The following is a 19551-nucleotide window of genomic DNA, read 5'->3' on the forward strand; positions in this document are numbered from 1 at the left end:
CCGACAACGAGGAGGCTCGATCTCCACGAGGTACGAGGGGGCCGCGTCGCGGGGATCCACGGACCGCCCGCGACGCGGCCCCCTCGGGGTGTGTGTCAGTGTGCGCCGGTGCCGGTCATGGACCGTACTTCCAGCTCCGCGTACTTGGCGGTGTCCGGCTCCTCCTTGGAGAGGACCGTGCCCAGCCAGCCGAGCAGGAAGCCGACGGGGATGGAGATGATGCCGGGGTTCTCCAGCGGGAACCAGTGGAAGTCGACGTCGGGGAACATCGAGCTGGGCTTGCCCGAGACGACCGGGGAGAACAGCACGAGGCCGACGGCGGTGACCAGGCCGCCGTAGATGGACCACAGGGCGCCGGCGGTGGTGAACCGCTTCCAGAACAGGCTGTAGAGGATGGTCGGCAGGTTGGCCGAGGCGGCGACCGCGAAGGCGAGGGCGACCAGTCCGGCGACGTTGAGGTCCCTCGCGAGGGCGCCGAGCAGGATGGAGACGGCGCCGATGCCCACGGTCGCGTAGCGGGCCGCGTTGATCTCCTGCTTCTCGGTGGCCGTGCCCCTCTTGATGACGTTCGCGTAGATGTCGTGGGCGAACGAGGAGGACGAGGCCAGGGTCAGGCCGGCGACGACCGCGAGGATCGTGGCGAAGGCGACGGCGGAGATGGTGGCGAGCAGGACGGCGCCCCAGGTGGAGTCGACGCCGCCGAGATGGAGCGCCAGCAGGGGTGCGGCGGTGTTGCCCGCCTTGTTGGAGGAGGTGATCTCGTCCGGCTCGATCAGTGCGGCGGCGCCGAAGCCGAGGGCGAGGGTCATCAGGTAGAAGGCGCCGATCAGGCCGATGGCCCAGAGCACCGACTTGCGGGCGGCCTTGGCGGTGGGGACGGTGTAGAAGCGGATCAGGATGTGCGGCAGGCCGGCGGTGCCGAGGACCAGGGCGATGCCGAGGGAGATGAAGTCCAGCTTGGTGGTGCCGGTGGCGCCGTACTTCAGGCCCGGCTCCAGAAAGGCGGCGCCCTTGCCGCTGTTGTCGGCGGCCGAGCCCAGCAGGTCGGAGAGGTTGAAGTCGAACTTCAGCAGCACCAGGAAGGTGAGCAGCAGGGCTCCGGCGATCAGCAGGACGGCCTTGACCATCTGGACCCAGGTGGTGCCCTTCATGCCGCCGATGGTGACGTACAGGATCATCAGGACGCCGACGAGGGCGACGATGCCGATCTTGCCGCTGTCGCTGGTGATGCCGAGGAGCAGGGAGACGAGGACGCCCGCGCCCGCCATCTGGGCCAGCAGGTAGAAGATCGACACGACGATCGTGGAGGTGCCGGCGGCCGTGCGGACCGGGCGCTGGCGCATGCGGTACGCGAGGACGTCGCCCATGGTGTAGCGGCCGGAGTTGCGCAGCGGCTCGGCGACCAGGAGCAGGGCGACCAGCCAGGCGACCAGGAAGCCGATGGAGTACAGGAAGCCGTCGTAGCCGAAGAGGGCGATCGCGCCGGCGATGCCGAGGAAGGACGCGGCCGACATGTAGTCGCCGGAGACGGCGAGGCCGTTCTGGAATCCGGTGAACTGGCGGCCGCCCGCGTAGAAGTCGGCGGCGTCCTTCGTCTGGCGGCCCGCCCACACGGTGATGACGAGGGTCGCGACGACGAAGACGGCGAAGAGGGTGATGATCAGCGTGCGGTGCTCGCCGGCCTCACCGGCGGCCAGGAACGTCTGCGCGGTGTTCATGCGCCGCCCTCCATCCGGGACTTGATCGCTTCGGCTCTGGGGTCGAACTTGGCGGCGGCCACGCGCGCGTACCACCAGGCGATGAGGAACGTGGTGAGGAACTGGGCGAGGCCCAGCGTCATGGCGACGTTGAAGTTGCCGAACAGCTTGGTGCCCATGAAGTCGCCCGCGTAGTTGGACAGCAGGACGTACAGCAGGTACCAGGCGATGAAGGCGAAGGTCAGCGGGAAGGCGAAGCCGCGGTAGGAGCGGCGCAGTTCACCGAACTCCGCGCTCTCCTGCACCGCGACGAACTCCTCGCCTGCGGGGAGTCGGGCTGGGGATTTCGAGGGGGGCGGTGTCTCGGTGGCCACGGAGTCTCCTCGCGTTGCGGGTGCGGTGGGCAAAGGGGCGGGCGAGGGGCCTCGCCGTCCCTGCCCAAGGTCACGGCGGCGCACGACGACGGGTTCAACACCTCGCAGCGGTTTCCGAAGCGGCCTCGGCGGCCGCTGTGTCAACGAGCCACGCCCGTCGGAGGTCATGGCCGGGTGAAGTCACCTCCCGAAGGTCATTGCTGGCCGGCGAGTGGGGGAGATAGCTTCGGGCGAGCACCACCCCGTCATGTACCTGCCCAGGCACGACCCGTGTCCGGGCAGGTCTCGCTTCCGGATGATGTGGAGACCCCATGGCTCATCTGCCTTCCAGACGCCGCCTCGCCCTCGCGGTGCCCGTCGTGCTGTCGCTGACCGCCTCCCTCGGCTTCCTGCCGACGGCGGCCTCGGCGGCTCCGGTCACGGCCACGGCCACCCAGGCGGCGGACGCCGGAACGCTGGCGTACGTCGTCAACACCAAGGTGGACCACCGCACGATCGAGTCGGTGAAGAAGGCGATCGCCGCGGCCGACGGCACCGTCGTCGCGACCTACGCGAAGATCGGCGTCATCGTCGTGCACTCGGCGAACCCCGACTTCGGCGCGCGGATACGCGCGGTGCGCGGGGTCCAGTCGGCGGGCGCGACCCGCACCGCGCCGCTGAGCCCCGCCGGGACCACGGACGAGGGCGCCGCCGAGCTGATCTCCGCGGCCGACGCCGCGAAGACGGCGAGTGCGTCCGCCGCGGCGGGCGTGAGCGAGCCGCTCGAGGCCGACCAGTGGGACCTGCGCGCCATCGGCGCCGACAAGGCCGCCGAGATCAACCCGGGCAGCAGCAAGGTGACCGTCGCCGTCATCGACACCGGTGTGGACGACACCCACCCGGACCTCGCGCCGAACTTCTCCGCGTCGCAGTCGGCGAACTGCGTCGGCGGTGTGGCCGACACCAGCGAGGGCGCCTGGCGGCCGTACAACCCCACCGAGGACTACCACGGCACGCACGTCGCCGGTGAGATCGCGGCGGCCCGCAACGGCATCGGCGTGGCCGGTGTCGCGCCCGGCGTGAAGGTCGCCGGCATCAAGGTGAGCGACCCCAAGGACGGTCTGTTCTACCCGGAGAACGTCGTCTGCGCCTTCGTGTTCGCCGCCGACCACGGGGTCGAGGTCACGAACAACAGCTACTACGTGGACCCGTGGCTGTACAACTGCATGGACGACCCCGACCAGAAGGCCATCGTCGACGCGGTCAACAGGGCGCAGCTGTACGCCCAGAAGAAGGGCACGCTCAACGTCGCCTCGGCCGGCAACTCCAACCACGACCTGGACTCCGACGCGATCGTCGACTCCTCCAGCCCGGACGACTCCACCCCGGTGACGCGGACGATCGACCCGCACGAGTGCTTCGACGTGCCGACCCAGCTGCCGGGGGTCGTCACGGTGAGCGCGACGGGCGTCAAGGGCGCCAAGTCGTACTACTCCACGTACGGTCTGGGCGTCGTCGACGTGGCGGCGCCGGGCGGCGACCGGTACCAGATCCCGGAGACCCCGTCGGCCAACGGCCGCATCCTGTCGACGATGCCGAACAACGCGTACGGCTTCCTCCAGGGCACCTCGATGGCGTCCCCGCACGTCGCGGGTGTGGCCGCGCTGCTGAAGTCGGCCCACCCGTGGGCCTCTCCGGCGACGCTCCAGGCGCTGCTCAAGGCGCAGGCCGACAACCCGGGCTGCCCGGCCGAGCCGTACGACGGCAACGGTGACGGTGTGGTGGACGCGACCTGTGAGGGCGGCAAGCGCGTCAACGGCTTCTACGGCTTCGGCGTGGTGAACGCGCTGCGTGCGGTGAAGTAGCCGGGACGTCCTTCGAAAGGCCGGGCGGAGCGGATCCGCCCGGCCTTTCGGCGTCTATGGCCGGCCGCCGGGCCGCGGATGGGCACCTGCCTCGGCGTCCGGCGGCTCAGCCGGCCGCCACGGCCTTCGGCGCGGTGCGGTCGGCCACGACGCCCGGGGCGAGGGCCGTGGGAGGGCCGCCGCTCAGATCCCGGCCGCGCCCAGCAGCGACCCGGCCGCGTACGTCACGGCCATCGCCACCGCCCCGCCGCCCACGTTGCGCACGACCGCCCGCGCGGGTGCCGCCGCTCCGAGGCGTGCGCTGCTCCAGCCCGTGCAGGCCAGGGCGAGGAGGACCGACACCACGGTGACGGGCAGCCGCCAGTCCGACGGGGGCAGCACGATCGCCAGCAGCGGGAGCAGGGCGCCCACCGTGAACGCCAGGAAGCTCGCCCAGGCCGCGTGCCAGGGGTTGGTGAGCTCGTCGGGGTCGATGCCCAGCTCCACGCGCGCGTGGGCCCGCAGTGCGTCGCGCCGCGTCAGCTGGACGGCGGCGTCCCGGGCCACCTCGCGGGTCAGGCCCCGTTCCTCCAGCAGCCCGGTCAGCTCCTCCAGCTCGGCCTCCGGCTGCTCCCGCAGCTCCCGTCGTTCCAGTGCGAGGGCGGCCCTCTCGGAGTCGCGCTGCGTCGACACCGACACGTACTCCCCCGCCGCCATCGACATCGACCCGGCCAGCAGACCGGCCAGACCCGCGGTCAGCAGCGCCGAGCGGTCACCGGTGGCCCCGGCCACGCCGACGACGAGGCCCGCGGTGGACACGATGCCGTCGTTAGCGCCGAGCACGGCAGCCCGCAGCCAGTTGAGCCGGGCTCCGAGCGACCCGCCGTGGGGCTCCTCGTGGGATGGTTCCGTCATACGGGGAGGATCGCATCCCGGCCGGCGGGACGTCGCACCGAGGATCCCCGCGCGCGTGCCGAAGCGCGCCGGCCGGCACGGGTCCGGCGCCGGTCCCGCGGGCCTGCCCGGCATCGCCCGGAACGGCTGGCCGGCACCGGACCCCCGTGCGCCCGCCGCACCCTCCGTCCGGGTTCGTCCCGCACGCGCGTGCGGGTGTGTCCGGCCGCGGGGTGGGAGGCGTGCGTCGGCTGTCGGTGGCGGCCCGTATCCTCATTGACCATGCTCGAAGACCGTACGCCCACAGCGTCCTCCCCCACGGAGTGGCCGGCCGCCTACCCCCGGGGATACGCGGTCGTCGACGTGGAGACCACCGGCCTGGCCCGCGACGACCGGATCATCTCCGCCGCCGTGTACCGGCTGGACGCGCGCGGCGAGGTCGAGGACCACTGGTACACGCTGGTCAACCCGGAGCGCGACCCGGGCCCGGTGTGGATCCACGGTCTGACGAGCGAGGTCCTGGAGGGCGCGCCGCTCTTCCGGGACGTGGCGCAGGAGTTCGCGGACCGGCTCGACGGCCGGGTGCTGGTCGCGCACAACGCGGTGTTCGACTGGCAGATGATCGCCCGCGAGTACGCGCGCGCGAAGCGCGAGGCCCCGGTGCGGCAGCGGTTGTGCACCATCGCGCTCGCCAAGGAGCTGGCCCTGCCGCTGCCCAACCACAAGCTGGAGTCGCTGGCCGCCCACTTCGGCGTCGTCCAGCGGCGGGCGCACCACGCCCTGGACGACGCGCGCGTGCTGGCGGAGGCGTTCCGGCCGAGTCTGCGGGCCGCGGCGGCGGGCGGTGTGCGGCTGCCGCTGCACGAGTGCCGGCCGCTGACGGAGTGGCAGGACCGTCCCGCGCCGCGGGTCGGGCAGCAGGCGGGCGGCTCCCGGCCGACGAGTTGGCGTCCGGCCCGGAAGCGGCCCGCGTGCCCGTACCCCAACCCGGGGCGGTACGAGGACGGCAAACGCCTCAAGCAGGGCATGCGCATCGCGTTCTCCGGGGACACCTCGGTCGAGCGCGAGCTGCTGGAGGACCGCGCGGCCGAGGCCGGACTGCACGTCGCCACGTCGATCTCCCGGCTGACCAGCCTGCTCGTCACCAACGACCCCGACTCGGGCACCTCCAAGGTGGTCAAGGCCCGCCAGTTCGGCACGCCGGTGGTGGACGAGGCGGCGTTCGGCCAGCTGCTGCGCGACGTCGAGCCGGCCGCGCCGCGGTGACCGTACGGACGGGTGATTGCCGCGCGACTCGCCCGGCACCGCCTCGCCCGCGCCACGCCGACGGCCCACCCTGTGGCCCATGGCGACATGTGAAGTCTGCGGCAACAACTACGGAATGACCTTCGAGGTGCACGCGCAGGGCGCGGTGCACGTCTTCGACTGCTTCTCCTGTGCGATCCACCGCATGGCCCCGATCTGCGAGCACTGCCGGGTGCAGATCATCGGCCAGGGCGTGGAGGCCGAGGGGCGCTGGTACTGCGGCGCCCACTGCGCCCGCGCGGAGGGAAAGGCGGGCATCGTCGACCGGGTCTGAAGCGGCCCCCACCCGAAAACACCCCACGGCCGGGAGGTACCGTCGTGGGGTGTACCGCTTCCTGTTGTCCCGGCAGTGGGTGATCATCACGCTCGTCGCCCTCCTCCTGATCCCCACGATGATCAGGCTGGGCATCTGGCAGATGCACCGCTACGACGAGCGCACCGCCCGCAACCAGCTGGTCTCCCGGGCGCTCTCCGCCGATCCCGTGCCGGTGGAGACGCTCACGTCCCCGGGCCACACCGTCAGCACCGGCCAGCGGTACCGCCCCGTGACCGCCGTGGGCCACTTCGACCCCGAGCGGGAGATCGTGGTCCGGCGGCGCGTCAACGGCGACGAGGAGGTCGGCTTCCACGTCCTCACCCCGTTCGTCCTGAAGGACGGGAAGGTGCTGTTGGTCAACCGCGGCTGGATCCCCGCCGACGCCCCGAGTCAGACCACGTTCCCCGAGGTCCCGGCGCCGCCCGCCGGCCAGGTCACCGTGACCGGGCGGCTGATGCCCGACGAGACGACCGCGGCGAGCGGCATCAAGAACCTCCAGGGGCTGCCGGACCGGCAGGTCATGCTGATCAACAGCGCGCAGGAGGCGCGGCGCCTCGGCGCCCGGGTCCTCGGCGGCTACATCGCGCAGACGGCGCCCGAGCCCGCGAACGGCACCCCCGAGCTGATCGGCAGGCCCGGCAACGAGGACGCCGCGCTCAACTACGCCTACGCGATCCAGTGGTGGCTGTTCTCCGCTGGCGTACCGATCGGCTGGGTGATCCTGGTCCGGCGAGAGCTGCGCGACCGCAGGGAGGCAGCCGCCGCGCAGCAGCCGACGGAGGCGCAGCCCGCGGCGGTCTGAGGGCCCCGCCGGGCCGTGCCCCAGGGTCGGTGCGGCCCTGCCCGCCGGGGCCGCCCCGGCAGCACCGCCCGGGCCACACCCGACCGCATCGCTCGGGCCGCCCCGGCCGAACGTCCCGGCCCCGTGTCACCCGCCCGGCTCCCGCCCGGATTGCCCTGCCGCACCGCCGGGAACCCGCACCCCGTGCACCCCCGTATCGAGGACTACGCCGTCATCGGCGACGAACAGACCGCGGCCCTGGTCGGCATGGACGGCTCGATCGACTGGCTGTGCCTGCCCCGCTTCGACTCCGGAGCCTGCTTCGCGCGCCTCCTGGGCGACGAGGACAACGGCCACTGGCGCATCGCGCCCGAGGGCGCCGACGGGGAGCACTGCACCCGCCGCGCCTACCGCCCGGACACGCTCGTCCTGGACACCGAGTGGGAGACCGACGAGGGCGCGGTCCGGGTCACCGACCTGATGCCGCAGCGCGACCGGGCCCCCGACGTCGTACGGATCGTCGAGGGACTGCGCGGGCGGGTCACCGTCCACAGCACGCTGCGGCTGCGCTTCGACTACGGCTGGGTCGTCCCGTGGATGCGCCGGGTCGACGGCCACCGGGTGGCGGTCGCCGGGCCGGACGCGGTGTGGCTGCGCAGCGAGCCGGAGGTGCGCACCTGGGGCGAGAACTTCAGCACCCACGCGGAGTTCACCGTCGCCGCGGGCGAGACGGTCGCGTTCGTGCTGACCTGGCACCCCTCGCACCACGCCCGCCCGCCGCTCGTCGACCCCCACGAGGCGCTGCGGGCCAGCGTCGCCGACTGGCGGGCGTGGTCGGCACGCTGCCGCTACGACGGACCCCACCGGGACGCCGTGATCCGCTCCCTCATCACCCTGAAGGCCCTCACCTACGTGCCGACGGGCGGCATCGTCGCCGCCCTCACCACCTCCCTGCCCGAGGAACTGGGCGGGGTCCGCAACTGGGACTACCGCTACTGCTGGCTGCGCGACTCCACCCTCACCCTCGGTGCCCTGCTGGCGGCCGGCCACGAGGAGGAGGCCGAGGCCTGGCGCGACTGGCTGCTGCGTGCCGTCGCGGGCGACCCGGCGGACCTCCAGATCATGTACGGGCTGGCGGGCGAGCGCCGGCTGCCCGAGTTCGAGCTGCCGTGGCTGTCCGGCTACGCGGACTCCCGTCCGGTGCGCATCGGCAACGGCGCCGTGAGCCAGCTCCAGCTCGACGTGTACGGCGAGGTGATGGACTCGCTGTCGCTGGCCCGCACCGCGGGGATGACGCCCAAGCCGCACGTGTGGTCGCTCCAGTGCGCGCTGATGAACTGGCTGTGCGAGAACTGGCGGCAGCCCGACGAGGGGCTCTGGGAGGTGCGAGGCGGCCGCCGCCAGTTCGTGCACTCCAAGGTGATGGTGTGGGTGGCCGCCGACCGTGCCGTCCGCGCGGTGGAGCGCTACCCGCGGCTCGGCGGCGACCTGGAGAGGTGGCGGGCGCTGCGCGACGAGGTGCACCGTGAGGTGTGCGAGAAGGGCTACGACCCCGAGCGCAACACCTTCACGCAGTACTACGGCTCGCGCGACCTGGACGCCGCCCTGCTGCTCATCCCGCGCGTCGGCTTCCTGCCCCCCGAGGACCCGCGGGTGATCGGCACCGTCGACGCCGTCCGCGAGGGGCTCGGGTACGACGGTCTGCTGCGCCGCTACAGCACCGCCGGGGAGACCGTCGACGGCCTGCCCGGCGACGAGGGCACCTTCCTGGCGTGCTCCTTCTGGCTCGCGGACGCCCTGCACATGACGGGCCGGACCCGGGAGGCGCGCGAGTTGTTCGACCGCCTGGTGGCCCTGGCCAACGACGTGGGGCTGCTGGCCGAGGAGTACGACCCGAAGGCCGGCCGTCACCTGGGGAACTACCCGCAGGCGTTCAGCCACATCGGCCTCGTCAACACCGCCCTCACGCTGTACGGCGACGGGCAGGCAGGATAGGGACCATGGATCTTGGACTGAAGGACCGGGTGTACGTCGTCACCGGGGCCACCCGCGGCCTCGGCAACGCCGCCGCGCGCGAGCTGGTCGCGGACGGCGCGAAGGTGGTCGTCACGGGGCGGGACGAGGAGCGTGCCGTCGAGGCGGCGCGGGCGCTGGGGCCGGACGCGGTCGGGGTCGCCGTCGACAACGCCGACCCCGAGGCGCCCGCGCGGCTGATCGCGGCCGCGCGGGAGGCGTTCGGCCGCTTCGACGGTGTGCTGGTGAGCGTGGGCGGGCCGCCGCCCGGTTTCGTCGCGGACAACACGGACGAGCAGTGGCTGGCGGCGTTCGAGTCGGTGTTCCTCGGCGCGGTGCGGCTGGCGCGGGCGGCCGCCGCCGAGCTGGAGGCCGGGGGTGTGATCGGGTTCGTGCTGTCGGGGTCGGTGCACGAACCGATTCCGGGGCTGACGATCTCCAACGGGCTGCGGCCGGGGCTGGCCGGGTTCGCGAAGTCGCTCTCCGACGAGCTGGGGCCGCGCGGGATCCGGGTCGTGGGGCTGCTGCCGGCGCGGATCGACACCGACCGGGTGCGCGAGCTGGACGCGCTGTCGGCCGACCCGGAGGCGACCCGGGCGGCGAACCAGTCCCGGATCCCGCTGCGGCGGTACGGGACGCCGGAGGAGTTCGGGCGGGTGGCGGCCTTCCTGCTGTCGCCGGCCGCCTCCTACCTGACCGGCACCATGGTGCCGGTGGACGGCGGGATGCGGCACGGGTTCTGAGGGACCGCCCGCCGGCCCGGACCGGCGTCAACTGACCCGTTCCGCCTTGTGCTTGTGCGTCCTGAGGCGGACCTCCGCCGGGAGCGACGGCAGCGCCGCCGAGTCCCGCGCGTGGACCAGGGACTCGTTCGTCAGGCGGTCGAGCGCCGCGGCCGGGTCCACGTGCGGTTCCAGCAGGAGCCGTACGTGGGCCTCGGGGGCGTCCCTGCGGCCCGTGAGGTGGGCGCGGCTGTGGGACACGCCGTCCAGCCGGGCCGCGTCGCCGGCCAGGACGTTCTCCAGGGCACGGCCGCGCAGCAGGGCGCCCGCGCCGTCGCCGGTGTCGACGAGGACCTCGCCGAGGCGGCGCCGGCGCAGGACCGCGACCAGCCACCACAGGGCGAGCAGGACGAGCACCGCCAGCACGGCGAGGACGACCGGCCACCACCAGCCCTCGTCCCGCCAGCGGGTGCGCTCGGCGGTGCTGAGCAGGACGTCGTGCCGGTCGTCGTGGATCCACCAGGAGGGCGGGTCGGCGCCCAGGCCGACGGCGAGCACGGCGCCGCCGACGACGAGCAGGGCGAGGCCCACGAGCCCCAGGGCCACGCGGTTGACGGTCCTGAGCATCGGCGTCATCCCTTCTTTCCGGGCCGGCGCACGCGCACGGACAGCGCGGGCGGCCGGGCGAGCCCCAGGCCGCGGACGGCGCCGCCGAGCACCTCGTCCAGTTCCGCGCGCACCTCGTCCAGGTCGCGGAAGTGGGAGACCGCCCGTACGCGGGCCCGGCGGCGCCCGGAGCGGACGTGGACCGACTGCACGCCGGCGACCTCCATGGCCCGGTCGCGCAGCACCAGTCGGACGGCGCCCCGGTGCAGTCCGGCGCGGACGTCGGGGTGGGGGCGCCGCATGGGCAGCAGGTCGCGCAGACCGGGCGTGACGGCGAGGAGGACCAGCCACAGGCCGAGGGCCGCGGCGACACCCGCGCCCACGAGGACCCAGGTGTCGTCCAGGGGCCGTTCGGCGAGCTGCCGTGCCAGCTCCCGGCGTACGTGCAGGGCCGGCCGGTCGGCCCGCACCGCGGCGATGTCGTACAGGAGCACGCCCGCGAGGGCGGCGAGCAGCGCCGCGACGACGGCCGCCGGGATCCGGCGGGCCGACCAGAAGCGTCCGCTGCCCGGCGCGGGGGCGGGTCCGGGCGGGGGTGTGTCGTCCTCGGCGGCCTTCTCGAGGACCGGCAGTCGTCGTGTGGTGCCCTCGGAGCCCAGGGGCTCGCTCATGACGTCCTCCCGTGTGCCACGCCGTGTTCCGCCGCCAGATGCAGGCGTTCGACCTGGACGGCGACCTCCGGCACCTCCATTCCCACCAACGCGCCTACCCGCTCGGTGACATGACGACGCACCGCGTGGCAGCGGGGGCCGATGTCGGTCGGATAGCCGAGTTCGAGGTGGACGCGGATGTGCGCGGCTTCGTGGTGGACGACGACGGTGGCGTGCGGGCGGGCGGCGTCGGCCGGCAGCGGCCCGACCGCCTCGCGCGCGGCCTGCGCGGCGACCTTCGCCACCACCCGGTCGGCGATCCGGGTGGCGCCCCGCTCCCTGGGCGGGACCGCGGCCGGGCGGGTGCCGGACGCGCCGAGTGCCTCGCTCACGGACGTCACCGGCGCCGGTCGTCACGCGTGCGGAAGAAGTCGCCGAGTTCCAGGTCCCCTTCCAGGAACCGGCCGGCGAAGAACCCGACGGCGCCCAGCGCCGCCACCAGCAGGAAGGCCCCGAACCCGCCGAAGTATCCGGCGAAGCCGAGTGCCATGCCGGCGATCATGCCCACCACGGCCATGTTCACGATGCACTCCCCTCAGCGGCCCGGTCGCCCGTGGCCGGTGTGTCACTGGAGCCGGGACTCCGGCTCCTCGTCCTCTTCCTCCGGCAGCTTGACGTCGCTGACCGCGATGTTGACCTCGACCACCTCGAGGCCGGTCATCCGCTCGACGGCCGCGATGACGTTCTCGCGCACGTCCTGGGAGACCTCGGTGATGGACACGCCGTAGTCGACCACGATCTCCAGGTCGAGTGCCGTCTGCACCTCGCCCACCTCGGCCTTGACGCCGCGGGTGACGGCCTTCGTGCTGCCGCCGGGCACCCGGTCGCGCACCGCGCCGAAGGTGCGGCTCATGCCGCTGCCCATCGCGTGCACGCCGACCACGTCGCGGGCCGCCAGTCCGGCGATCTTCTCCACGACGCCGTCGGCGATGGTGGTGCGTCCGCGCGATCCCGGGTCGCCGCCGCCGCGCCTCGTCGCCTTGCGGGTCGACACCGGCTCGGTGCCGCCGTCCGGGAGCTGCGTCCTGCTCTGTTCGGTCGTCTCGCTCATCGCCGTACGTCCTTTTCGGTCGTCGTCCTTCTGCCACCGTAAGCGCGGTGGGCCGTCCCCGCCCCAGGGATGCGGCAGGGTGGAGGAATGACGTCGGACGAATGGACGCGCGTGGTGCGCGAACAGCTCGGAATGGGCCGGTTGCTCCCTCTGGGCGGGCCGCGGGACGGGGCCTGGATCACGGAGGACGCGGCGCGGGCGGTGCTGCGCCGGGCGGCGCGGGAGCTGCCCGGCGTGCGCCTGGGCGCGCTGCGGATCGCCATGGCCGATCCCGAGGCGGTGTACGAGCCGGTGGTGCCGGCACCGCCGAGCGCGCTGCCGCCGGGTCCGCTGCGGGTGACGGCGGAGTTCGCGGCGGCGGCCTCCGAACCGCTGCCCACGGCCGCGTCCCGGCTGCGCACGGCGCTGGCGCTGGCGGCGGCGGAGCGGCTCGGACTGGTGGTGGCCGAGGTGGACCTGCGGGTGACGGCACTGCTCGACGGTGAGGAGGAACGGCCGGGGCCCGGGCCGGAGTCCGGGCGGCCGCCCCGGCCGGCCGGGGCGGCGCGGGAGGGCGACGAGGCGCGCGCCGCCGAGGCAGCCCTGTCGGTGCCCGGGGTGTCCGCGCTGACGGACGTGCTCGGGCGCGCGGTGCGCCTGGAGGAGCGGCGGGACGTGACGGCCACCCTGCCGCGGCGGCACGCGTGCGTGGAGATCGCGGTGCGCGCGGACCACCGGGCGCTGGAGGTCGCCCGGGGGGTCCGCGCGGCGGTGTCGGAAGCGCTGACGGATCAGCCGACGGTGGCGGTGCTGGTGACGGCGGCGGGCTGAACGCCCGCCGCACGCACCGGCCCCGGCGGGGTCATTCTCCGAGGCCGGCCAGGTCCCGCAGGCGGCGGGCCTGGGAGGCGCGTTCGGCCGCCCGCTGCTCGTCGTACGTCCGGTCGCCGGCGCCGCGCAGCAGCGTCTTCGTCTCGACGACCGCGTCGCGCGGTGCGGCCAGGACCGCCGCGGCCAGCTCGCGGACCGTCGCGTCGAGTTCGGCGACGGGCACGGCGACGTTGGCGAGGCCGGTGGCGACCGCCTCCTCGGCGTGCACGAAGCGGCCGGTCAGGCAGATCTCGACGGCGCGGCCGTACCCCACGAGGGAGACGAGGGGGTGCGTGCCGGTGAGGTCCGGTACCAGGCCGAGGCCGGTCTCGCGCATGGCGAACTGCACGTCGTCGGCGACGACGCGCAGGTCACAGGCGAGGGCCAGCTGGAAGCCCGCGCCGATGGCGTGGCCCTGGACGGCGGCGATCGACACGAGGTCGTTGCGCCGCCACCAGGTGAAGCCCTCCTGGAACCCGGCGATGGCGGCGTCGAGTTCGGCGTCGCCACTGCGCGCGAGATCGATGAAGGACGGCTCGCCCTCGATCCCCTCGGGCGTGAACATCTGCCGGTCGAGGCCGGCGGAGAAGGACTTGCCCTCGCCGCGCAGCACGACCACGCGGACGGAGCCCGGCAGTTGCCGGCCCGCTTCGGCCAGCGCGCGCCACATCGCGGGGCTCTGCGCGTTGCGCTTGGCCGGACGGGTCAGCGTCACCGTGGCGAGCGCGTCGTCCACGGTGAGCCGTACGCCGTCCTTGTCGAGCAGGGGAACGAGTTCCTGGCCGGGCGTGGCCATGGGGCGCCTCCGATGAGTGCGGTCAGCTAGCGGTCAGCTAAGTGACTGCACAGTAACCACCCGGCCGATCGGAAGACCGACCGGGTGGCCACCATCGGAGCCGACGGGCCGCCCGGATCAGGACGAGGCGGCCTTCTTGCCGCGTGTCGCTCCGCCACGCCCACGGAGCGTGACGCCCGACTCGCTGAGCATCCGGTGCACGAAGCCATACGAGCGGCCGGTCTCCTCGGCCAGTGCCCGGATGCTCGCACCGGAGTCGTACTTCTTCTTCAGGTCTGCCGCGAGCTTGTCGCGCGCGGCGCCGGTCACCCGGCTGCCCTTCTTCAGAGTCTCGGCCACCCGTGCCTCCTCAAGGGAAGTGCGCTCTGGTCCCCTCATGATCACCCCTCCGGAGCCCGATGGCCACCCATTCGGCAAGGTCCGTGCGACAGGGTCGTGACGACAGGAGCACGTCTCCACAAGCGGAATATGTGATTCCAGTGACGGGCGTTCGTACGGCCGAACGGGTTTCTCCACGAAGCGGCAGGTCAGAGACGCACGACGGCCGACCCCCGACGACAGAGGGGTCGGCCGTGAAATGGATGTAGGACACACCTCGGTACGAGGAGATCTCACACAGATGAGGGATCACCGGTGGGCCGAATGATCCATACGCCGTGGATCAAGCGTTCGGTCACGCCAGGGCGACGAGGTCCGCGTAGTCGGCGCCCCACAGGTCCTCGACGCCGTCGGGCAGCAGGATGATCCTCTCGGGCTGGAGCGCCTGCACGGCGCCCTCGTCGTGGGTGACGAGGACGACCGCGCCCTTGTAGGTGCGCAGCGCGCCGAGGATCTCCTCGCGGCTGGCCGGGTCGAGGTTGTTGGTGGGCTCGTCGAGGAGCAGCACGTTGGCCGAGGAGACCACGAGGGTGGCCAGGGCCAGCCGGGTCTTCTCACCGCCGGACAGGACACCGGCCGGCTTGTCGACGTCGTCGCCGGAGAACAGGAACGAGCCGAGCACCTTGCGGACCTCGACGAGGTCCAGGTCGGGGGCCGCGGAGCGCATGTTCTCCAGGACCGAGCGCTCGGGGTCGAGGGTCTCGTGCTCCTGGGCGTAGTAGCCGAGCTTGAGTCCGTGGCCGGGGCGCACCTCGCCGGTGTCGGGCTTCTCCACGCCGCCGAGCAGGCGCAGCAGCGTGGTCTTGCCGGCGCCGTTGAGACCGAGGATGACGACGCGGGACCCCTTGTCGATGGCCAGGTCGACGTCGGTGAAGATCTCCAGCGAGCCGTACGACTTCGACAGGCCCTCGGCCATCAGCGGGGTCTTCCCGCAGGGCGCGGGCTCCGGGAAGCGCAGCTTGGCGACCTTGTCGGAGGCCCGCACGGCCTCGAGCCCGGCGAGCAGCCGGTCGGCCCGCTTGGCCATGTTCTGGGCGGCGACCGTCTTGGTGGCCTTGGCGCGCATCTTGTCGGCCTGCGAGTGCAGGGCGGCGGCCTTCTTCTCGGCGTTCTGCCGCTCGCGCTTGCGGCGCTTCTCGTCGGCCTCGCGCTGCTGCTGGTAGAGCTTCCAGCCCATGTTGTAGACGTCGATCTGGGAGCGGTTGGCGTCCAGGTAGAACACCTTGTTGACGACCGTCTCGACCAGGTCGACGTCGTGGGAGATGACGATGAAGCCGCCGCGGTAGGTCTTGAGGTAGTCCCGCAGCCAGACGATCGAGTCGGCGTCCAGGTGGTTCGTCGGCTCGTCGAGGAGCAGGGTGTCGGCGTCGGAGAACAGGATCCGGGCCAGCTCGACCCGGCGGCGCTGACCGCCGGACAGCGTGTGCAGGGGCTGTCCGAGCACGCGGTCGGGCAGGTTGAGCGCGGCGGCGATGGTGGCGGCCTCGGCCTCGGCGGCGTACCCGCCCTTGGTGAGGAACTCCGTCTCCTGGCGCTCGTACTGCCGCATGGCCTTCTCGCGGGTGGAGCCCTGGCCGTTGGCGATGCGCTGCTCGTTGTCGCGCATCTTGCGGATCAGTACGTCGAGGCCGCGGGCGGAGAGGATGCGGTCGCGCGCGAGGACGTCGAGGTCCCCGGTGCGGGGGTCCTGCGGGAGGTAGCCGACCTCGCCGGACCGGGTGACCTGGCCCGCGGCGGGGATGCCCTCACCGGCGAGGACCTTCGTCAGCGTGGTCTTGCCGGCGCCGTTGCGCCCGACCAGACCGATGCGGTCGCCCTTGGCGATGCGGAAGGAGGCGTTCTCGATGAGGATGCGGGCGCCGGCGCGCAGCTCGATGCCGGAGGCGGAGATCACGGACAGACTCCAGAGCGGGTGGGGGCGGGATGGGCGGCTGAGGACGTTCCCGCCGTCTAATGCGCGAGGAGAATGGCCATGAAGCCATTCTAACGGGGCCGTGCAAGCACTTTTTCTGGGTGCGTGTGTTCGATCTTCGCGCGGGTCGCGTGCCTGGTCGGGCGCGCGGGCCGGATCGCGCGGGCTCCGCGCGCGGGTACGCACGGGACCATTCGGTGGGGGAAGCCGTCCGGTTCCGCGTGCGCGCGACGGTCCGGCGGGCTCCGCGCGCGGGACCGTCGCGCGGAAGGGCGCGTGCAACGGCGGGACGGGCGGGTACCTGGTTGCCGACCGCCCTCCGCGTGCGCGGGCTCCGCGCGCGTGGGGGGTGTATGGCGGGTGAGGATGGCGGCCGAGGGTGGCACAGACGGAGGTGGCCCGTGCAGTTCGACGACGACGCCAGGCTGGACACGTCCGAGGTGCAGGACGTGCGCGGGAGCCGGATCCCGGGCGGGCGGGCGACCGTGGGCGGCGGGATCGCCGGGCTGGTCGCGCTGCTGCTGGCGCTGTTCCTCGGGGTCGGGCCGGACCAGCTCGGGCTCTCCTCGGGCGGCGACGAGCCCGCGGCGACCTCGTCGGGGCTCGCGCAGGTGCAGCGCGACTGCCGTACCGGTCAGGACGCGAACACGCGGGACGACTGCCGGACGGTGGCGGTGGTCAACAGCGTGCAGGACTTCTGGGACGAGGAGTTCCGGCGGCGGGACGGCGCGTACACGCGCGCGCCCACCGTGTTCTTCGCCCAGCGGGTGGGGACGGCGTGCGGCACGGCGACCTCGGCGGTCGGACCGTTCTACTGCCCGGGCGACCGGAAGGTCTACCTGGACCTGGGGTTCTTCGGCGACCTGCGGTCGAAGTTCGGCGCGGGCGGCGGTCCCTTCGCGCAGGCGTACGTCGTGGCGCACGAGTACGGGCACCACGTGCAGGACCTCATGGGCACGCTGAGCCGCTCGCAGGACGGGGCGGCCGGCGCCGGGAGCGCCGCGGTGAGCGTGGAGCTGCAGGCCGACTGCTACGCGGGCGTGTGGGCCCGGCACGCGACCACGACCCCGGACGAGTCGACCGGGCGGCCGCTGATCACCAGCCTCACGGCCGCGGACGTCGCCGACGGGCTGAACGCCGCGGCGGCCGTGGGCGACGACCGGATCCAGGAGCGGTTCCAGGGGCGGGTGACGCCCGAGACGTGGACGCACGGGTCGGCGGCGCAGCGGCAGCAGTGGTTCGACACGGGGTACCGGAGCGGGGACATGGCGCGGTGCGACACCTTCCGCTGACCGCGCGGTGCCCGCTCCCCGGGGCGTTGTCGGTGGGCGCTGCCAGACTGGGGCGTGAGTGAGGTTTCCGGCAGGAACGGCGCGGGGGTCACGAGGGAGTGGTCGGCATGGCAGGCACGAGCGGTGGGCGTCCGAGCATCTACCCGACGGTGCTCTACCGGGACGCCGGGGCGGCGATCCGGCAGCTCACGGAGGCCTTCGGCTTCTCCGAGCTGTCGGTGTTCGAGGGCGAGGACGGCTCGGTGCTGCACGCCGAGCTGGTGCAGGGCAACGGCGCGGTGATGCTCGGCTCGAAGGGCCGCGGCGGTCTCTTCGACGCGGCGATGAAGGACGCCGGTCCGGCGGGGGTGTACGTCGTGGTGGACGACGTCGACGCCCACCACCGGCGGGCCGTGGAGCACGGCGCGGAGATCCTGATGCCCCCGACGGACCAGGAGTACGGCTCGCGGGACTACACGGCCCGGGACGCCGAGGGCAACATCTGGAGCTTCGGCACGTACGCGCCCGAGATACAGGGCTGACGTCCGGCGCCGGCCTCAGCCCCCGGTGTGGACCTGGAAGGCGGCCCTGCGCACGGCCTTGGCCAGCGCCGGGTCGGGATGGGCGGCGGCGAGCGCCACCAGGACCTGCACGGTGCGCGGGTGCCCGACGGAGCGGACCTCGGCCAGCAGCGCCGGCACGGTCGGCTGGAGCGCGGACTCCAGGTGGCGCACCAGCATCGGCGCCTCGCCGTGGTCGGCGACGGCCGCGGCGGTGTCCACCCACAGCCAGGTGGCCTCCTCGCGGGTGAGCACCTCGTGGGCGTCCTCGGGGTCCACCCCGTCGTGCTCGGCCAGCCACAGCAGGGCGTACGGCCGCAGGGCGGCCTCCTCGACGACGGCCCGCACGTCGGGCTCCGCGGGGGCGCCGACGACGCGCAGCGCCTCGAAGGCGAGGCCGCGCAGCAGGGCGTCCTCGCCGCGGGCGGCGGTGAGGAGTTCACCGACGGCGCTGCCGACGGTGCGGGCGGCGAGCCAGGCGCGGTACTCGGCGCGGGCGGCGTTCGGGCGGAGCTGGGCGCAGCCGCGGAGCATCTCCTCGGCCGCGACCTCGATGTTGCCGGCGGGGCTCTGCGCGGCGACGCAGATCTGCTCCAGCTTGACCCAGACCGCCCAGTTGCCGAGCGGGGTCAGGGTGGCCTGGCCGTCGCCGCAGGTGAGCGCGCCCACCGAGGCGAGGGCGTGCAGGGCCCAGTCGAGGAGGGGGGCGAGTTCGGCGGCGCGGGCCGGTTCCGCCGGGTCGGCGTCGGCGGAGGGGCCGGGGCGGCGGGGGCTCGGGGTGTCGGCGTCCTCGGGGCCGTAGGAGACCTCGCAGCGTTCGGTGCGCAGTTCGGTGACGCGCTGGCGCAGCAGGTCGAGGAGCTGGTCCACGGGGACGGGGCCGGCGGACAGCTGGAGGAAGGAGAGCACCTGCGGCATGGCCGAGACGACCTCGGCGACGGCGCCGGGCTCCTGGCCGGCGGGTTCCGGGGTGGCCAGCGACCAGGCGTCGAAGAGGGCGACCCAGCCGCGCAGGACGGCGCTGTCGTCGCGGTTCCAGGCGCGCAGCCGCCAGCCGGGGCGGGCGCTGTCGCCGTGCACCTCGACGAGGCCGGCGAGGCGGGCGGTGTCCCAGTCGGCGCGGACCTGAGCCACGGTCAGGCCCAGGTCGGCCGCCGCGCGTTCGGCGGTCGCCCCGGAGAGGGTGGCCTTGCCGTCGTCGGTGGCCGCGTCCCGGCCGGGGCCGAGGGCGTTGTCGGCCCAGCGGGCGACGCGGGCCGCGGCCGCCAGGACGGAGCGCGCCATTCTGGCCAGCTCCGCCGGGACGGGGGTGCCCTCCGGCGGGCGGGGCGCGGGGCGGCGCTGGCGCCGCTGGTTCACAGCTGAGGGGGCGGCGGCCAGGGGTCGTGGGCGGACGAGTCGAAGCCTGGAGTCGCGCGGGATACGGGACGTCACGGGTGCAGTCTTCCGGTTGACGGTCCGAAATCCCAAACGGAATGTCACGGCGGGCTACG

The 19551-nt window shown here is 73.5% G+C and carries 21 protein-coding genes; 9 read left to right on the forward strand and 12 right to left on the reverse strand.

Annotated elements, in window-relative coordinates; all coding sequences use genetic code 11:
* Positions 1 to 95: 95 nt before the first annotated feature.
* Positions 96 to 1718, reverse strand: coding sequence for a cation acetate symporter (locus ACH4N1_RS26005; protein WP_398100559.1), 1623 nt, complete (start codon positions 1716 to 1718; stop codon positions 96 to 98).
* On the reverse strand, positions 1715 to 2071 hold the full coding sequence (locus ACH4N1_RS26010; protein ID WP_398100561.1) for a DUF485 domain-containing protein: 357 nt from the start codon (positions 2069 to 2071) through the stop codon (positions 1715 to 1717). The genes ACH4N1_RS26005 and ACH4N1_RS26010 overlap by 4 nt, the downstream gene beginning before the upstream one ends.
* Positions 2072 to 2382: 311 nt before the next feature.
* Between ACH4N1_RS26010 and ACH4N1_RS26015 the strand changes: the two genes are divergently transcribed.
* Complete coding sequence (locus ACH4N1_RS26015; RefSeq protein WP_398100563.1) at positions 2383 to 3915, forward strand: S8 family peptidase; 1533 nt, start codon at positions 2383 to 2385, stop codon at positions 3913 to 3915.
* A 183-nt stretch (positions 3916 to 4098) separates the two neighbouring features.
* On the opposite strand, the gene ACH4N1_RS26020 is transcribed toward ACH4N1_RS26015, so the two are convergent.
* Positions 4099 to 4809 carry a VIT family protein gene (locus tag ACH4N1_RS26020; protein ID WP_398100565.1) on the reverse strand — a complete coding sequence of 237 codons (711 nt, stop codon included), beginning with the start codon at positions 4807 to 4809 and terminating at the stop codon, positions 4099 to 4101.
* 261 nt (positions 4810 to 5070) lie between these two features.
* Between ACH4N1_RS26020 and ACH4N1_RS26025 the strand changes: the two genes are divergently transcribed.
* The 5 genes from ACH4N1_RS26025 to ACH4N1_RS26045 all read left to right on the forward strand — a co-directional run bounded on the left by ACH4N1_RS26025 (position 5071) and on the right by ACH4N1_RS26045 (position 9946).
* Positions 5071 to 6054, forward strand: coding sequence for a DEDDh family exonuclease (locus ACH4N1_RS26025; protein WP_398100567.1), 984 nt, complete (start codon positions 5071 to 5073; stop codon positions 6052 to 6054).
* A 79-nt stretch (positions 6055 to 6133) separates the two neighbouring features.
* The gene (locus ACH4N1_RS26030) at positions 6134 to 6367 is read left to right on the forward strand and encodes a hypothetical protein (RefSeq protein WP_363091090.1); all 234 of its coding nucleotides are present in this window, start codon (positions 6134 to 6136) and stop codon (positions 6365 to 6367) included.
* Between the two features lie 49 nt (positions 6368 to 6416).
* Positions 6417 to 7211: an SURF1 family protein gene (locus ACH4N1_RS26035; RefSeq protein WP_398100569.1), complete on the forward strand. Its 795-nt coding sequence runs from the start codon at positions 6417 to 6419 to the stop codon at positions 7209 to 7211.
* A 183-nt stretch (positions 7212 to 7394) separates the two neighbouring features.
* Positions 7395 to 9185, forward strand: a complete 1791-nt coding sequence (locus tag ACH4N1_RS26040) for a glycoside hydrolase family 15 protein (RefSeq protein ID WP_398100570.1) — start codon at positions 7395 to 7397, stop codon at positions 9183 to 9185.
* A 5-nt stretch (positions 9186 to 9190) separates the two neighbouring features.
* Positions 9191 to 9946 carry an SDR family oxidoreductase gene (locus ACH4N1_RS26045; RefSeq protein ID WP_398100572.1) on the forward strand — a complete coding sequence of 252 codons (756 nt, stop codon included), beginning with the start codon at positions 9191 to 9193 and terminating at the stop codon, positions 9944 to 9946.
* 27 nt (positions 9947 to 9973) lie between these two features.
* Here the strand turns inward: ACH4N1_RS26045 and amaP are convergent, their stop codons facing one another.
* From amaP to ACH4N1_RS26070, 5 genes are read right to left on the reverse strand one after another with little or no spacing between them, the layout of a single operon-like run.
* On the reverse strand, positions 9974 to 10561 hold the full coding sequence (amaP, locus tag ACH4N1_RS26050; protein WP_398100574.1) for an alkaline shock response membrane anchor protein AmaP: 588 nt from the start codon (positions 10559 to 10561) through the stop codon (positions 9974 to 9976).
* Positions 10558 to 11202 carry a DUF6286 domain-containing protein gene (locus ACH4N1_RS26055; RefSeq protein ID WP_398100575.1) on the reverse strand — a complete coding sequence of 215 codons (645 nt, stop codon included), beginning with the start codon at positions 11200 to 11202 and terminating at the stop codon, positions 10558 to 10560. The genes amaP and ACH4N1_RS26055 overlap by 4 nt, the downstream gene beginning before the upstream one ends.
* Positions 11199 to 11582, reverse strand: a complete 384-nt coding sequence (locus ACH4N1_RS26060; RefSeq protein WP_398100576.1) for a hypothetical protein — start codon at positions 11580 to 11582, stop codon at positions 11199 to 11201. Before ACH4N1_RS26060 ends, ACH4N1_RS26055 begins: the two co-directional genes overlap by 4 nt.
* Positions 11579 to 11764, reverse strand: a complete 186-nt coding sequence (locus tag ACH4N1_RS26065) for a hypothetical protein (RefSeq protein WP_382793408.1) — start codon at positions 11762 to 11764, stop codon at positions 11579 to 11581. The genes ACH4N1_RS26060 and ACH4N1_RS26065 overlap by 4 nt, the downstream gene beginning before the upstream one ends.
* 42 nt (positions 11765 to 11806) lie before the next feature.
* Positions 11807 to 12292, reverse strand: coding sequence for an Asp23/Gls24 family envelope stress response protein (locus ACH4N1_RS26070; RefSeq protein ID WP_398100578.1), 486 nt, complete (start codon positions 12290 to 12292; stop codon positions 11807 to 11809).
* Positions 12293 to 12379: 87 nt separating this feature from the next.
* Between ACH4N1_RS26070 and ACH4N1_RS26075 the strand changes: the two genes are divergently transcribed.
* A complete protein-coding gene (locus ACH4N1_RS26075; RefSeq protein WP_398100580.1) occupies positions 12380 to 13102 on the forward strand; it encodes a nucleopolyhedrovirus P10 family protein in 723 nt (240 codons plus the stop codon).
* A 31-nt stretch (positions 13103 to 13133) separates the two neighbouring features.
* Here ACH4N1_RS26075 and ACH4N1_RS26080 read toward each other — a convergent pair whose 3' ends face one another.
* The 3 genes from ACH4N1_RS26080 to ACH4N1_RS26090 all read right to left on the reverse strand — a co-directional run bounded on the left by ACH4N1_RS26080 (position 13134) and on the right by ACH4N1_RS26090 (position 16209).
* On the reverse strand, positions 13134 to 13937 hold the full coding sequence (locus ACH4N1_RS26080; RefSeq protein WP_398100582.1) for an enoyl-CoA hydratase/isomerase family protein: 804 nt from the start codon (positions 13935 to 13937) through the stop codon (positions 13134 to 13136).
* A 117-nt stretch (positions 13938 to 14054) separates the two neighbouring features.
* A complete protein-coding gene (locus ACH4N1_RS26085; RefSeq protein WP_004002281.1) occupies positions 14055 to 14276 on the reverse strand; it encodes a helix-turn-helix domain-containing protein in 222 nt (73 codons plus the stop codon).
* A 334-nt stretch (positions 14277 to 14610) separates the two neighbouring features.
* Complete coding sequence (locus ACH4N1_RS26090; protein ID WP_398100584.1) at positions 14611 to 16209, reverse strand: ABC-F family ATP-binding cassette domain-containing protein; 1599 nt, start codon at positions 16207 to 16209, stop codon at positions 14611 to 14613.
* A gap of 419 nt (positions 16210 to 16628) precedes the next feature.
* On the opposite strand from ACH4N1_RS26090, the gene ACH4N1_RS26095 reads away from it, so the two are divergent.
* Positions 16629 to 17519, forward strand: a complete 891-nt coding sequence (locus tag ACH4N1_RS26095) for a neutral zinc metallopeptidase (protein WP_398100586.1) — start codon at positions 16629 to 16631, stop codon at positions 17517 to 17519.
* 107 nt (positions 17520 to 17626) lie between these two features.
* Positions 17627 to 18040 carry a VOC family protein gene (locus tag ACH4N1_RS26100; protein WP_398100588.1) on the forward strand — a complete coding sequence of 138 codons (414 nt, stop codon included), beginning with the start codon at positions 17627 to 17629 and terminating at the stop codon, positions 18038 to 18040.
* 15 nt (positions 18041 to 18055) lie between these two features.
* Here the strand turns inward: ACH4N1_RS26100 and ACH4N1_RS26105 are convergent, their stop codons facing one another.
* A complete protein-coding gene (locus tag ACH4N1_RS26105; protein WP_398100590.1) occupies positions 18056 to 19492 on the reverse strand; it encodes a hypothetical protein in 1437 nt (478 codons plus the stop codon).
* Positions 19493 to 19551: the final 59 nt, after the last annotated feature.

Origin of the sequence: Streptomyces sp. NPDC017202 (assembly GCF_044331705.1) — a bacterium.
Lineage (GTDB): Bacteria > Actinomycetota > Actinomycetes > Streptomycetales > Streptomycetaceae > Streptomyces.